Source organism: Hydrogenophaga sp. BPS33, assembly GCF_009859475.1.
Classification (GTDB): domain Bacteria; phylum Pseudomonadota; class Gammaproteobacteria; order Burkholderiales; family Burkholderiaceae_C; genus Hydrogenophaga.
On sequence record NZ_CP044549.1, the window covers coordinates 707215 to 720477 of the forward strand.

12 protein-coding genes are annotated in these 13263 nt (G+C 66.9%); 4 read left to right on the forward strand and 8 right to left on the reverse strand.

Features of this window, described 5'->3' with window-relative positions; all coding sequences use genetic code 11:
* Nucleotides 1-11: 11 nt before the first annotated feature.
* Together F9K07_RS03385 and ygiD are read left to right on the forward strand one after the other, a co-directional pair.
* Nucleotides 12-1073: a zinc ribbon domain-containing protein gene (locus F9K07_RS03385; RefSeq protein ID WP_159589392.1), complete on the forward strand. Its 1062-nt coding sequence runs from the start codon at nt 12-14 to the stop codon at nt 1071-1073.
* Between the two features lie 98 nt (nt 1074-1171).
* The gene (ygiD, locus tag F9K07_RS03390) at nt 1172-2056 is read left to right on the forward strand and encodes a 4,5-DOPA dioxygenase extradiol (RefSeq protein WP_159589394.1); all 885 of its coding nucleotides are present in this window, start codon (nt 1172-1174) and stop codon (nt 2054-2056) included.
* Here the strand turns inward: ygiD and tgt are convergent.
* The 8 genes from tgt to F9K07_RS03430 all read right to left on the reverse strand — a co-directional run bounded on the left by tgt (nt 2053) and on the right by F9K07_RS03430 (nt 10013).
* Nucleotides 2053-3219 carry a tRNA guanosine(34) transglycosylase Tgt gene (gene tgt / locus F9K07_RS03395; RefSeq protein WP_159589396.1) on the reverse strand — a complete coding sequence of 389 codons (1167 nt, stop codon included), beginning with the start codon at nt 3217-3219 and terminating at the stop codon, nt 2053-2055. The genes ygiD and tgt overlap by 4 nt on opposite strands.
* Nucleotides 3220-3289: 70 nt before the next feature.
* Entirely contained in the window at nt 3290-4516 is a 1227-nt protein-coding gene (locus F9K07_RS03400; protein WP_159589398.1) for a PQQ-dependent sugar dehydrogenase, read from the reverse strand.
* Nucleotides 4517-4520: 4 nt separating this feature from the next.
* Nucleotides 4521-4997, reverse strand: a complete 477-nt coding sequence (locus F9K07_RS03405) for a DUF2269 family protein (protein WP_159589400.1) — start codon at nt 4995-4997, stop codon at nt 4521-4523.
* On the reverse strand, nt 4994-5368 hold the full coding sequence (locus F9K07_RS03410; protein ID WP_159589402.1) for a DoxX-like family protein: 375 nt from the start codon (nt 5366-5368) through the stop codon (nt 4994-4996). Before F9K07_RS03410 ends, F9K07_RS03405 begins: the two co-directional genes overlap by 4 nt.
* Nucleotides 5369-5372: 4 nt before the next feature.
* Nucleotides 5373-6479, reverse strand: coding sequence for a saccharopine dehydrogenase family protein (locus tag F9K07_RS03415; RefSeq protein ID WP_236581786.1), 1107 nt, complete (start codon nt 6477-6479; stop codon nt 5373-5375).
* Between the two features lie 15 nt (nt 6480-6494).
* The gene (queA, locus tag F9K07_RS03420; RefSeq protein WP_159589404.1) at nt 6495-7601 is read right to left on the reverse strand and encodes a tRNA preQ1(34) S-adenosylmethionine ribosyltransferase-isomerase QueA; all 1107 of its coding nucleotides are present in this window, start codon (nt 7599-7601) and stop codon (nt 6495-6497) included.
* Between the two features lie 85 nt (nt 7602-7686).
* Nucleotides 7687-8271: a hypothetical protein gene (locus F9K07_RS03425; RefSeq protein WP_159589406.1), complete on the reverse strand. Its 585-nt coding sequence runs from the start codon at nt 8269-8271 to the stop codon at nt 7687-7689.
* On the reverse strand, nt 8268-10013 hold the full coding sequence (locus F9K07_RS03430; protein ID WP_159589408.1) for a hypothetical protein: 1746 nt from the start codon (nt 10011-10013) through the stop codon (nt 8268-8270). Before F9K07_RS03430 ends, F9K07_RS03425 begins: the two co-directional genes overlap by 4 nt.
* 126 nt (nt 10014-10139) lie before the next feature.
* Between F9K07_RS03430 and recG the strand changes: the two genes are divergently transcribed.
* Both recG and F9K07_RS03440 read left to right on the forward strand, forming a co-directional pair.
* Entirely contained in the window at nt 10140-12230 is a 2091-nt protein-coding gene (gene recG / locus F9K07_RS03435; protein WP_159589410.1) for an ATP-dependent DNA helicase RecG, read from the forward strand.
* 55 nt (nt 12231-12285) lie between these two features.
* Nucleotides 12286-13245, forward strand: coding sequence for a hydrogen peroxide-inducible genes activator (locus F9K07_RS03440; RefSeq protein WP_159589412.1), 960 nt, complete (start codon nt 12286-12288; stop codon nt 13243-13245).
* Nucleotides 13246-13263 lie beyond the last annotated feature (18 nt).

Sequence of the window (13263 nt, forward strand, 5' to 3'; positions counted from 1 at the left end):
AGGAGTTCAACATGGGCAAGGCATTGCGTTGGTCGGAGAAATGGTTTCGCCGCGGGCTGTGGCTGGTGGCGTTTCTGTTTGCGTGGTTCCTGGTGGGCTTGGGCGGCACCATCGTGGGCGACTTGCCGCAGGTGGAGCAGCGACGCACGCTGGACGACTTTCTGGACCCGCAGCGGGCACCCGCGCTCAAGCGCGCGGTCGAAGACGCGCGGCGCACCGAGCGCGAAGCGCAGAGCGTGCTGGAGCAGGCGCAGTTGCGCCAGCAGACCGCGCAGGCCAACCACCGCGCGGCGCGCGATACGTTTGGAAATTGGCTGGCCACGCGCAATGCCACGCAGCGGCCCGAACAAGACCCCGAGTTGATCGAGCGCACGCGCCAGCTCGATGGCTACCGCCAGGCCGAGCGCGATGCGCTGGCGGCGGTGGAGGCGCAGCAGCAAGCGGCGCTCAACGCCAGCCAGGCACAGCAGCGCGCACAGGAGGGTTTGCAGGTGCTGGAAGACCAGGCGCGCGACACCTTCATGGCGGCCCAGCGCGCGCAAGAACTGCGCGTTTTCCTCTACCGCCTCGCGCTCACCTTGCCCTTGCTGGTGGTGGCAGGTTGGCTGTTTGCGAAGCAGCGCAAGAGCACCTATTGGCCGTTCGTATGGGGCTTCATCTTCTTCGCGCTGTTCGCCTTTTTCGTGGAGCTGATGCCGTACCTGCCGAGCTACGGCGGCTATGTGCGCTACATCGTCGGCATCGTGCTCACGGTGATCGGCGGGCGCTACGCCATCGCCGCCTTGCAGCGCTACTTGGAGCGGCAACAGCAAGCCGAGGCGCTGCCCGACCGCGAGCGGCGCCAGGAGCTGGACTACGACCTCGCGCAGGCCCGTCTGGCCAAGAGCGTGTGCCCCGGGTGCGAGCGCCCGCTGGACCTGAGGGACCCGAAGAACGACTTCTGCGCGCACTGCGGCATGGGCTTGCACAACCACTGCGTCAAATGCAACGCGCGCAAGAATGCGTTCACACGCTACTGTTACGCGTGTGGGGAGCCCTCGGCGCGAATGGACGGCGCGGCACCAGCGGGTTGAACGCATCTTTCGCTGCGCAGGGAACCAAGCGGATGAGGGGCATCTCTATGCTCTGCCTTCCGCAGAGAAGGCCGCTCGATCCCCACCGATTTTTTCTCATGCCCTCCCGTCGCCTTTTTCTGGAATCCACTTCCCTGGGCGCACTGTCCGCCGCGCTGCTCTCGCTCAGCGCCCAGGCGCCTGCCCACGCTGCCCCACTGAAGCGCCAGCCGGTGCTCTTCATTGGCCACGGCAGCCCGATGAACGCGATCTCGGACAACCGGTTCACCCGCGCACTGTCGGCCTGGGGCCAGCGCCTGGGTGAGCCGCGCGCGATTCTGGTGGTGTCGGCGCATTGGCTCACGAATGGCGCGACCGGTGTGACCGTGAACGAGCGACCGCCCACCATCCACGACTTCGGTGGCTTTCCGCGCCAGCTGCACGAAATGCAATACCCGGCCAAGGGCCACCCCGATCTGGCACGTGCCGCCGCCAGACTCATCCGCAGCAACCCCAGCGTGCCCACCACCGAATGGGGGCTGGACCACGGCACCTGGACCGTGCTGCACCACTTGTTTCCCAAGGCCAACGTGCCGGTCTTTCAGGTCTCGATCGACTACGACAAGCCGGCTGCTTTCCATTACGCGCTGGGCCGTGAATTGCAAGGTTTGCGCGAGCAGGGCGTACTCGTCATCGGCAGCGGCAATATCGTGCACAACCTGCGCGCCACCGACCGGGGCACGCCCGAGCAATCCAAGGCAAGCCGGCCTTGGGCGCAGGCGTTCGATGACTGTGTCAAACGCGCGCTGGACCAGCGCGAAGACAAGGCGTTGCTGAACTACATCGGGCTGGACATGTCTGCCCGCATGGCGGTGCCCACGCCGGACCACTATTGGCCCTTTCTATACGCGTTGGGCGCGGCCGATGCGGGTCAGGTGCCTCGGCACGTCTTCGAGGCCTTCCACAGCGGCACGCTGGGCATGCGCTGCCTGCAGTTTGGTTAAACGCCGCGCGCGCGATCGGCCTTGAACTGCGCCTGGAATGCGCCGAAGGTGCCCGCGTCCAATGCCTCGCGCACCTCGCGCATCAGGTTCAGGTAGTAGTGCAGGTTGTGGATGGTGCTCAGCATCGGGCCGAGCATTTCGCCGCAGCGGTCCAGGTGGTGCAGGTAGGCACGGCTGAAGCCGTCGCGTCCACCGTCGGTCCAGCTCACGCCGCTCTTGCCGGCGCAGGCGTGGCAGGTGCAGGTGACGTCCAGCGGCTGGTGGTCGGTCTTGTGGCGCGCGTTGCGGATCTTCAGATCGCCAAAGCGGGTGAACAACGTGCCATTGCGCGCGTTGCGCGTGGGCATGACGCAGTCGAACATGTCCACGCCATCGGCCACGCCTTGCACCAGGTCTTCCGGAGTGCCCACGCCCATCAAGTAACGCGGTTTGTGCGCCGGCAGGCGGTGCGGCGTGTGCGCCATGATTTGCAGCATCTGCTCCTTGGGCTCGCCCACGCTCACGCCGCCGATGGCGTAGCCGGGAAAGTCCATCTCGACCAGCGCCTCCAGCGACTCCTGGCGCAGGTGCTCGAACATGCCGCCCTGCACGATGCCGAAAAGCGCATTGGGATTCTCCAGCCGTGCGAATTCGTCTTGTGAACGCTGGGCCCAGCGCCGGCTCATCTCCATGCTCTTGCGCGCTTCGGCCTCGGTGGTGATGTGGCCATTGGTTTCGTAGGGTGTGCACTCGTCGAGCTGCATCACGATGTCGCTGTTCAGGCCGGTCTGGATCTGCATGCTCACCTCGGGCGACATGAAGAGCTTGTCGCCGTTGACGGGCGAGGCGAAGGTCACGCCTTCTTCGGTGATCTTGCGCATTGCACCCAGACTCCAGACCTGGAAGCCGCCCGAGTCGGTGAGGATGGGCTTGTGCCATTGTTCGAAGGCGTGCAGGCCACCGAAGCTGGCCATCACCTCGCGGCCCGGGCGCATCCAGAGGTGAAACGTGTTGCCCAGGATGATCTGGGCGCCCATGTCGTGCAGGCTCTGTGGCATCACGCCTTTGACGGTGCCGTAGGTGCCCACGGGCATGAAGATGGGGGTTTCGACCACGCCATGGTTGAGCGTGAGTCGGCCGCGGCGCGCGTGGCCTTCGGTCTTGAGCAGTTCGAACTGGAGCATGGCGGCGATTGTCGCAAAGGTCCGTCAACGCCCTTTCCCAAAAGGGAACATCTGGCGAAGATCGCCTGAATCAAGGCTTCGGTGCGATCACGATGACCGTCTTGTTGCGGTCTTCCACGATCCACAGCCGGCCTTGGGCGTCGAAGGTGATCCCGGCCGGCGTGCCCATCGGCCGCGCGCCGGCTTGGGCTTGCCAGCCGCTCACCAGGTCTTCGCGCGCGCCACTGGGACGGCCCTGGTCGTCGAGCCGCCAGGCCACGACGCGATGGCCCCCGGGGCGGTAGCCGTGCCAGACCGCAAGCAAGCGGTGGGCGAAGGGGCCTGTGTGGAAGTCTCGGGGTGTCAATAGCAACTGCAGGGGCGCTACGTGGGCCGGCCACGCCGCATGCGCCGAGACGTGTTGCGCGCAACGCGCCCTGCCTTCGTAACCGCGCGCCGGCACCGCCAGACCCTTTGCGTCGCTCACGCAATAGGGCCAGCCGTAAGACGCGCCCTCTTTCAATTCGTTGAGCTCCTCGGCGGGCAGCTTTGCATCGGTGTAGTCCACCGAGTTCTCTGCTTGCCACAGGCGCACCGTGCCGTCGCGCGCGGTGGTGCTGGCCAGGCCGAGCGAGTTGCGCAGCCCAGTGGCCAGGGGTTTGAAGCTCTGCAGCGCGAAGTCCTGCCCACCCAAGGTGGCCACGTACACGGCGGCGCGTGGCTGGGGGCCGGCGAGTTCGGGGCAGGGTGCGGGTTGTTGCTGGTCGCTGCCTCGGCACGCGTCGGTGATCGACCCCATGTTGACCAGCAGCCGGCCATCGGGTGTGAAGGCCAACTCCTTGAGCGGATGAGCGCCGTCGGCGGGCAGGCCGGTGATCACGTCCTGTCTCTGGACGGTCTCGCCGATGGGCGTGCGCCACACAACGCCGGCTTCTCCAATGTAGATGCGTCCGTCAGGCCCTTTCGCCAGTCCTTGCGGGCGGTCCAGGCCGGTGGCGAGCACGCGAACGCGTCCCGTCTGGCCGGGCGAGATACCGGTGCGCAGTTCCAGCAGACGGCCGCGGCGAGGTTCCCAGTTGCCCATGTCGACGATCCAGAACCGGTTCGGCGCCACTTCGAGCAGGCGGCGCGGCATGCGCAGGCCATCGCGCACATCGGCCACCAGGCCAGCGCACCAGCCGGCGGGCACCTTCAAGGCCACCGCAGGGTGACCGGCGCACGTGCCCTGCGTGGCGTAGGGCGTGGCGGCCATGGCGGGCGCTGTGGCGCACAGGGCGATGGCGGGAACAAGGTGATGACAGCGCGTGGGTCGTTGCATGTGCTTAGAGAGTGAAGCTGGGTGTGAACACCATCAGCGCGAACACCACCAGCATGGCGGCGAACGCGGGGTAGCCCAGGCGCTCCCACCAGCGCGCATGCTGCGAGTAGGCGGCAGGCAGGGGCGTGCCATCGGCCACGGCGGTGCGGGCCATGGCGGCCATGCGCCACTGCAGCCACACCACCGGCAACCACAGCAAGCCGGTGAAAACAAACAGCGCGAGCGAGACCGCGATCCACGGCGTGCTCAAAGGCCAGCCCGCCAGATGGGCCAAGGCGATGCCGGTGGCCGGCTGGATCAGCACCGCAGGCGCGGTGAACCACGCGTCTGCCCGCACCACGAGCCGGTTGACGACGGCCTGTGCCTGCAGGTTGCCGCTGCGGTTGGTGAAGAACATGAAGAACGCGGTGCCCAGGCCGGTGCCCACCAGCACCACACTGGACACCACATGGACCCACTTCAGCAAGAGATAGGTGTTCATCGCGTGGGGCCTGGGTTGCGCAGCAAGACCACCAGGATGGCGGCGATCGGCAGGTTTTTGGTCAACGGACCCAGCGGATGCAACCACAGATCGGGCTGGATCAGGGTGGCCACGGCCGTCATCAGGATCATGGCAGACAGCGCCACAGCATGAACCCGGCGGCCGGGTCGCCAGGCCATCCACACACCCAGCAGCAGGTCGACGGCCGCGCCGCTCCCGATCAACCAGGGCTTGAGTTGCTCGAACCGCACGTCCAGAGGGGACAACAACGCCATGCTCTGGCCGCGCCATTCCCACACGCTCACGAGCGCCGTGCTCACCCACACGAACACCAGACTCCAGCGCAGCCATTCACGGTCTTGTGGGGTCATGGCTTCAGGTCTCGCAGGTGGGCATGTTCCAACGCTGGAACTCACCGTCGAAAGCGTCCAGCGGGAGCAGGCCCATGGCGGTATGGGCACCCGGTGGCGGGCCCTTGCGGTGAGCGAGATGCCGGGCGAGCAGGATTGCCGGCATGGCGGGGATCTCGGGGCCATGGTCGTGGTCGGCGCTCACGTGCCACGACCTTTCAATGGCTTGCCCCTGGCCATCAAGGCCCGATACGTGCACCACCATGCCGCCCAGCGCGCTGCCCCAGCGGTCGAACACGGGGGCGAACCGGTGGAGCCAGGGTGCCAGGCGTTGCGGGCGCTGCAGCCAGCCGCGCCGCCGGGCGCTTGCGATCCACGCGAAGGCTTTCTGGGACAAGGGAACTTCGAGCGCGGCGCGGAACATGACGCGTTGTTGAACCTTGTAGTGCGTGGGAAAGAGCTCCAGGTCCGGCACATCGCACAACGCGCCCAGCCGAGCTGGCATGTGGGCGAATGCGATGTGCTGCAGCTCCTCCCAGCCGTGGCCGGTCTGCCACCGCGCGTCTTGCCACACCGCGATGGGCGCACCGCAATAGCTGAGAACACCTTCCAGCGTGGCCACGCCGCGCGGTGCGGTTTGCGCGGGCGCGATGCAGATTTCGATGGTGTGCACGGCTTGCCAACCCGCACTCAGGTGTTCCACCACGGCCGAGGACAGCGCCGGCACCGTGCTGGCCCCGCTCACGGCGGTGCGCCTGGCGTCGGCGAACGTGCCCTGCAGCGCTGCCGGGAAATCGCAAACGAAACGGCGGCCGTCGGCCAGGTCGATGTAGTGGCAACCGGCTTGCGCGCAGGCGTGCGCTACCGCGTAGCCCTGGGCCTGGAACGGTCCGGCGGTGTGGATCACCAGCCCGATGCCTTGTGCACGCAGGGTCGAAGCGAACGATGCGTGCTCTGCATCGATCTGCAAAGCTTGCGCGCTGCCGCCCAGTTCGCGAGCGAAGCGCTGGGCACGTTCGGCGTCGCGACCGCCCACCACGATTTGCACCGCTGCGTCTTGCGCCAGCGCGCGGGCAATGCGCGCGCCGAAGTTGCCGTAGCCGCCCAATACCAGGGTTTTCAGCGCTTGCATGCGGCCAAGCCTTTGTCAGGTGCGGCGCAGCAGCATGGCGTCGCCATAGCTGAAGAAGCGGTAGCGCTGCGCGATCGCGTGGTCGTAGAGCGCGCGGATGTGGTCGTACCCGGCGAAGGCGCTCACCAGCATCATCAGCGTGGATTGCGGCAGGTGGAAGTTGGTGACCATGAGGTCGACCACCCGAAAACCAAAACCCGGCGTGATGAAGATGTTGGTGTCGCCCTGGGTTTCGCCGGAGTGCGCCCAGCTCTCCAGCGTGCGCACGGTGGTGGTGCCCACAGCCACGACGCGGCCGCCACGCGCGCGGCAGTCGGCGATGGCCTGGAGCGTCTGCGGCGGGATGGCGTAGCGCTCGTGGTGCATCACGTGGTCTTCGATGCGCCCGGCCTTCATGGGCGCGAAGGTGCCGGCCCCCACGTGCAGTGTGACGCTGGCGCGTTGCACGCCGCGCGCGTCCAGCGCGTCCAGCACAGCTTCGTCGAAGTGCAGCGCCGCCGTGGGCGCGGCCACCGCACCGGGCACGCGTGCGAACACGGTCTGGTAGCGGCGCTCGTCATCAGCGTCGTCGCCGTGGTCGATGTAAGGCGGCAGCGGCACGTGGCCATGGTGCGCCATCAGGTCGTAGGGTGTGTCGCCCTCGGGTCCGTGCAGGCGGAAGCGGAACAGTTGGCCGTGCTCGTCGGGCCAACGGCCGAGGTAGACCGCGTCGAACCCGCCGTGCGCCAAGCCACCGGCCATGTGCAGCCGGCCGCCGGGCTGGGGCTTCTTGCTCACGCGCAGGTGGGCCACCACTTCATCGGCCGAGCCGTCCAGGGCTTCATGCGGCAGCAGCACGCGCTCGATCAACATTTCCAGCTGGCCGCCGCTGGCCTTCTGGCCGAAGAGCCGGGCTTTGACCACCTGGGTGTCGTTGAACACCAGCAGGTCGCCTGCGTTCAGCTGGGCGGGAAGCTCACGAAACACGCGGTCCACCGGCGTGCCGCCCGTGCCGTCGAGCAAACGCGAGGCACTGCGTTCGGGAGCGGGATGTTGGGCGATCAGTTCGGGTGGGAGGTGGAAGTCGAAGTCGGCGACGGTGAACGCACGGGCGGCGGAAGATGGCGAAGGCGAAGCGGGCATGCTGCTTGAGGGCCGGACAGGCCCGTTCCAAAACAAGGGCTGCTATTTTTGCAGAGCCGCCGAAGGCTGTGTCCGCCGTGCCTGTTCACGGCTCGCAGGTGTTGCCTTCCGGAAGTTGCCCTGCGCTGCCCGAGACCGCGCGGTTGTAGGCGACGTAGCGCCTGGCGCGGTCTTTGGTGTTGAAGGTGATGGCGACGATGTTGCTGCTGAGGTCACGACCACGTTGACGGTCTGGCATGAACACGTCGCCAAGGCACACGATGCTGGCCATGGACAAGTCGCCCAGCCGGTCCAGCTCCGCCGTGTCACCCAGGTCGACCAGAAGCTCCGCCTGCCGAACACGGGCGGCTTGTTGCGCGGCCTTCTTCTGCGTGTCCGAGATCGGCAGGGCCGCGATCCAGGCGTCGATGTCGTCTCGAATGCCATTCTGGTTGACATCGGGACCTGCGGTATCGCTGGAACGGTCGAGCAAGGGCAGTTGTCCACTGCGCTCCAGCGCCTGGATCTGCTGGGCGAGGGATGCCGAGGTATCGGATGCCGGGGTTTTGTTGCCCCCGCCGCCGCCTCCTCCTCCCCCACTACTACCGCCACCGCAGGCGCTCAGGCCCAGGAGCAGCAGCGATACCAGGGTGCGGAAGACATTGTGCGAGATCATGGTGAGCATTTTCATGGCGCGAGGGCCTCCAGGCTGGTCGAGATCATGTGGTGCACGCGGCCGTAGGCGGCGCGGGCTTTGTCCATGTAGGTGGGCTCGAAGCCGTGGCCGGTGACATCCCTGAGGCTGAGCGGCAGTGTGATGTTGGCAGCGGGCACGCTGTTGAGCCCGCTCAGCCGCAGGCCGTTGATGACCAGGTCGATGTTGGCCAGGACGTGCTCCCCGCGCAAGGTGGGAGAGGCGGGCGCCACGTGCACGACCTGGGCGAGGGCGTCGGGCTGGATGGATTTGAGGGCATCGTGCGCGCTGTTGGCAAACAGATTGCCTTGCGAATGGGCGACCAGCAGCAGTCGGCTGCCCTCTCGGGTGTGCTGCAACAGGCGCTCCAGGTGTGCATTGCGGTTCTCGTAGGTGGGCGAGTCGGTGAACAGCGTCAGCAGCTTGAGCGTGTCGCGGGCCAGTTGGTTGATCAGGGCGTTGGCCGTGGCATCCAGCCATTGCAGCAAGGCATTGGCACCGTTGCCGAGCAGGGCCACCAGTCGGCCGGTGAGTGACGCCTCCTGCGCTTGGCGGGCCGTGAGCAAGTCCCAGAACACCTCCCATCGGTTGGCGAATACGCCGGCCAGTTCCAGGCTGCGTTGCTCGAACACCTCGGCCACGTCTTCCAGGCACGAGACCTTCCCGTGCCACGCCTCACCGCAGGCGGTCTGGTTGTAGAACCAGTCGTACTTGAGTTGGCCTTGCTTGTATTGCGTGCCGAATTCTTCCCGCAGCCGATCCATGCTGCCCTGCGCCGCATTCCGTGTGTTCGCAACCCCATTGAAAAAGCCGATGACCACGTCCGAGTTCCAGCGCAGGTCCAACGTGGCCATGCACTGCCCGGATGGATCGCAATGCGCGCCCACACGCTGGACCGGGGGCTGGACGCTGGCCTGGGGCCAATGGAAGGTGGCGCGTGTCTTGCCCTGGCGGTCGGTCACGGCCCAGGAACGCGATGCCGGAACGAGCTGGCCGGGGTATGTGGTGCTGAGGACGCGGCCAGGCGGCCCGCCGGGGCCTGGAGGCGCCAGAACGGCGAAGGCCAGCGCCGCATCGCCCATCGGTGCGTGGTTGTAGGCGGCATTGGTCACGGTGGCTTCGATGAGCCGAGGCGAGGCGCGCGAGTTCTTGTCCAGCGGGCCCAGATCCTTGAGCGTCACGGCCGGCTTTTGTTCGCCAATGCAGACGGCTGCGCCTGCATGGGTTCCGATCATCTCGCGCTGCGTCATGGGAGGGGCGCATCCTACGGTCCGCTCCGCATACAGCTGAATCACCGAGAGCTCGTTGCGCTGGATCGGGTATCCCATGGACGTGTCGGTGCACGTCAGGTGGTACTCGTAGTTGCCATTCATCAACCGTTGGGGAAAGGTGTTGCGCTCGAAGTGGCCGGGCTCTGGCGCGATACGGCTGAGTTCGACCAGCCTGCCGGGCGAACAAGTTCGGGTCCGCGAGGTCAACGCTTCGTGCGTGGCCTGGATCCATGCGTCGATCAAGGCGTCCGACGATCGGAAGTTGCGTGGGAGCCGCTGGGTCCAGGTGCCCAGACTGGCCGCGAAACGCCACTCGCCGATGTCGGTGGGCGTGTTGGTGCAGTAGACGCCCCGTGCCTCGAAGCCTTCGCACGGGTCTGAGGCCTCGGCAAACGCAGGAAGCGCCAGCAAGAACCACGCGCACAAGCCCGCCAGCGCACGGCAAAAAATACGGCCATTGGTATCCATATGCCCCCTGCATTCATTGTTTTTTGTGTATGAACGGGCGCATTCTAGGCACTTAAAACCCGTTTTTGGGGGCGATGCCGAAGGTCGCGGGAAACCTGGATGCCTGGGGCCGGGCAGAATCGCCCGATGCCCGAAGCCAGCCCGACCCGCAAGCCCCTCTCTGCGCCGCAGAAGGCCCTGCACAAACTCGGGCTGGTGCGCGATATCGATCTGGCCTTGCACCTGCCGCTGCGCTATGAAGACGAAACCCGCATCGTCACGTTGCGCGGCGCGCGCGATGGGCAGTTGGCGCAGATCGAGGGCACGGTCACGGCCAGCGAGATCGGCCACCGGCCGCGCCGCCAGTTGCTGGTCACCATCGACGACGGCACCGACACCTGCACGCTGCGCTTCTTCACCTTCTATCCCGCGCACCAGAAAACGCTCGCCGTGGGCGCGCAGGTGCGCGTGCGCGGCGAATTGCGCGGTGGCTTCATGGGCTGGACCATGGTGCACCCGGCATTCCACGCGGCGGGTGGTGCGTTGCCCGACGCCCTCACGCCCGTGTATCCGACGAGCGCGCAGCTGCCGCAGGCTTATTTGCGCAAGGCCGTGGCCGGTGGCTTGAGCCGCGCCGACCTGAGCGAGACGCTGCCGCCGGCCCTGCTCGGCGGTTTGCAAGCCGTGGTGCGCGGCGCGTGGACCCTGCGCGATGCCCTGCGCTATTTGCACCACCCGGGTCCGGACGTGTCGCTCGACGCGCTGGAAGACCGCAGCCACCCCGCCTGGCAGCGCCTCAAGGCCGAGGAGCTGCTGGCGCAGCAGCTCTCCCAGTTCACGGCCAAGCAGGAGCGGGCGGCCTTGCGCGCGCCGGTTCTGCGCGCGACGCCCGGCGGGCTGCACGAGCAACTGCTGGGGGCGCTGCCATTTGCGCTCACCGCCGCGCAGCGCCGTGTGGGCGAGGAAATCGCGCGTGACCTGATGCGCCAGGTGCCCATGCACCGCCTGCTGCAGGGCGACGTGGGCTCGGGCAAGACCGTGGTGGCCGCGCTCGCCGCCGCCATTGCCATCGACGCGGGCTGGCAGTGCGCGCTGATGGCGCCCACGGAAATATTGGCCGAGCAGCATTTCGCCAAGCTCATCGGCTGGCTCGAGCCGCTGCTCGCGCCGCGGCGCCAGCGTGTGGCCTGGCTCACCGGCAGTCAGAAGAAGAAGCAACGCGGCGAAATGCTCGCGCTCGTTGCCAGCGGCGAGGCCGCGCTGGTGGTGGGCACACACGCGGTGATCCAGGACCAGGTGCAATTCAAGAACCTGGCGCTGGCCATCATCGACGAGCAACACCGCTTTGGTGTGGCGCAGCGGCTGGCGCTGCGCAGCAAGATGGGGCCTGACATGCCCGAGGGCGAGCCCCATCTGCTGATGATGACGGCGACCCCGATCCCGCGCACACTCGCCATGAGCTACTACGCCGACCTCGACGTCTCCACCATCGACGAACTGCCGCCCGGGCGAACGCCCATCGTCACCAAGGTGGTGGCCGACAGCCGCCGCGCGGAAGTCATCGAGCGCATCCGCAGCCAGATCGCGCAGGGCCGGCAAGTCTACTGGGTCTGTCCGCTGATCGAAGAGAGCGAGGCGATCGACCTTTCCAACGCCACCGCCACGCACGCCGAACTGAGTGCGGCGTTGCCCGGCGTCCTGGTGGGTCTGCTGCATTCGCGCATGCCGGTGGCGGAGAAGAAGGCGGTGATGGCACTTTTCACCGCGGGGCAGATGGGCGTGCTGGTCTCGACCACCGTGATCGAAGTGGGTGTCGACGTGCCCAACGCGTCGTTGATGGTGATCGAACACGCGGAGCGCTTCGGCCTGTCCCAACTGCACCAGCTGCGTGGGCGCGTCGGCCGTGGGGCCGCTGCTTCCGCCTGTGTGCTGATGTACACGCCGCCCGATGGCGGCCGGCTGGGCGAGACCGCCCGCGAGCGCCTGCGGGCCATGGCCGACACCAGCGACGGTTTCGAGATCGCGCGGCGCGACCTGGAGATTCGCGGGCCGGGCGAGTTCCTGGGGGCGCGCCAGTCGGGCTCGCCCTTGCTGCGCTTCGCCGATCTGGCGACCGACACGCATTTGCTCGAATGGGCGCGCGAGGCCGCGCCGGTGATGCTGCGCGACCATCCGCAAGCCGCTGAGAAGCACATCACGCGCTGGTTGGGTGGCAAGGCGGAGTTCCTCAAAGCCTGAGTCTTTGTCTGTGGTGCTCGGCACACCTGCAGCCACTGGCGCAAAATAGCCCGCCATGACGCTGACCGAACTCAAATACATCGTCGCCGTGGCGCGCGAGAAGCACTTCGGCAAGGCCGCCGAAGCCTGCTTCGTCTCGCAACCCACGCTGTCGGTCGCCATCAAGAAGCTGGAAGAAGAGCTGGAACTCAAGATCTTCGAGCGCAACGCCAACGAGATCGCGGTGACACCGCTGGGCGAAGACATCGTGCGCCAGGCGCAGACTGTGCTCGAGCAGGCCGCGGCCATCAAGGAGATCGCCAAGCGCGGCAAGGACCCGCTGGCCGGCCCGCTGCGCCTGGGCGTGATCTACACCATCGGCCCCTATCTATTGCCCGACCTGGTGCGCAACGTCATCGACCGCACGCCGCAGATGCCGCTGATGCTGCAGGAGAACTTCACCACCCGCCTGCTCGAACAACTGCGCCTGGGCGAGATCGACTGCGCCATCCTGGCCGAGCCCTTTCCCGACACCAACCTCGCGATCGCGCCGCTCTACGACGAACCCTTCTTCGCCGCTGTGCCGCACACCCACCCGCTCGCGAAGCAGGACAGCATCACCAACGAGGAACTCAAGCGCGAAACCATGCTGCTGCTGGGCACCGGCCACTGCTTTCGCGACCACGTGCTCGAGGTCTGCCCGGAGTTCGCGCGCTTTTCCAACGACGCCGAGGGCATCCGCAAGAGCTTCGAAGGCTCCTCGCTGGAGACCATCAAGCACATGGTGGCCGCCGGCATGGGCGTGACGCTGGTGCCGCGCCTGTCGGTGCCCTCTTCGGCGCTGGAAGGCGCCAGCGCACCGGGTCAGGACTTCGGCGACTCGTCCTACGTGCGTTACCTGCCCTTTGTGGGCGAAGCGCCCACGCGGCGCGTGGTGCTGGCCTGGCGCCGCAGTTTCACGCGCTACGAGGCCATTGCCGAGCTGCGCAACGCGATCTATGCGTGCGAGCTGCCGGGTGTCAAACGCTTGTCGTAACCTTGCTTCTTTCCGTTC

Coding starts and splice junctions, on each gene's coding strand:
- F9K07_RS03400 (WP_159589398.1), bottom strand. CDS start 4,516: ATGCAACGACCCACGCGCTGTCATCACCTTGTTCCCGCCATCGCCCTG.
- ygiD (WP_159589394.1), top strand. CDS start 1,172: ATGCCCTCCCGTCGCCTTTTTCTGGAATCCACTTCCCTGGGCGCACTG.
- recG (WP_159589410.1), top strand. CDS start 10,140: ATGCCCGAAGCCAGCCCGACCCGCAAGCCCCTCTCTGCGCCGCAGAAG.
- F9K07_RS03385 (WP_159589392.1), top strand. CDS start 12: ATGGGCAAGGCATTGCGTTGGTCGGAGAAATGGTTTCGCCGCGGGCTG.
- F9K07_RS03425 (WP_159589406.1), bottom strand. CDS start 8,271: ATGAAAATGCTCACCATGATCTCGCACAATGTCTTCCGCACCCTGGTA.
- F9K07_RS03405 (WP_159589400.1), bottom strand. CDS start 4,997: ATGAACACCTATCTCTTGCTGAAGTGGGTCCATGTGGTGTCCAGTGTG.
- F9K07_RS03440 (WP_159589412.1), top strand. CDS start 12,286: ATGACGCTGACCGAACTCAAATACATCGTCGCCGTGGCGCGCGAGAAG.
- F9K07_RS03430 (WP_159589408.1), bottom strand. CDS start 10,013: ATGGATACCAATGGCCGTATTTTTTGCCGTGCGCTGGCGGGCTTGTGC.
- tgt (WP_159589396.1), bottom strand. CDS start 3,219: ATGCTCCAGTTCGAACTGCTCAAGACCGAAGGCCACGCGCGCCGCGGC.
- queA (WP_159589404.1), bottom strand. CDS start 7,601: ATGCCCGCTTCGCCTTCGCCATCTTCCGCCGCCCGTGCGTTCACCGTC.
- F9K07_RS03415 (WP_236581786.1), bottom strand. CDS start 6,479: ATGCAAGCGCTGAAAACCCTGGTATTGGGCGGCTACGGCAACTTCGGC.
- F9K07_RS03410 (WP_159589402.1), bottom strand. CDS start 5,368: ATGACCCCACAAGACCGTGAATGGCTGCGCTGGAGTCTGGTGTTCGTG.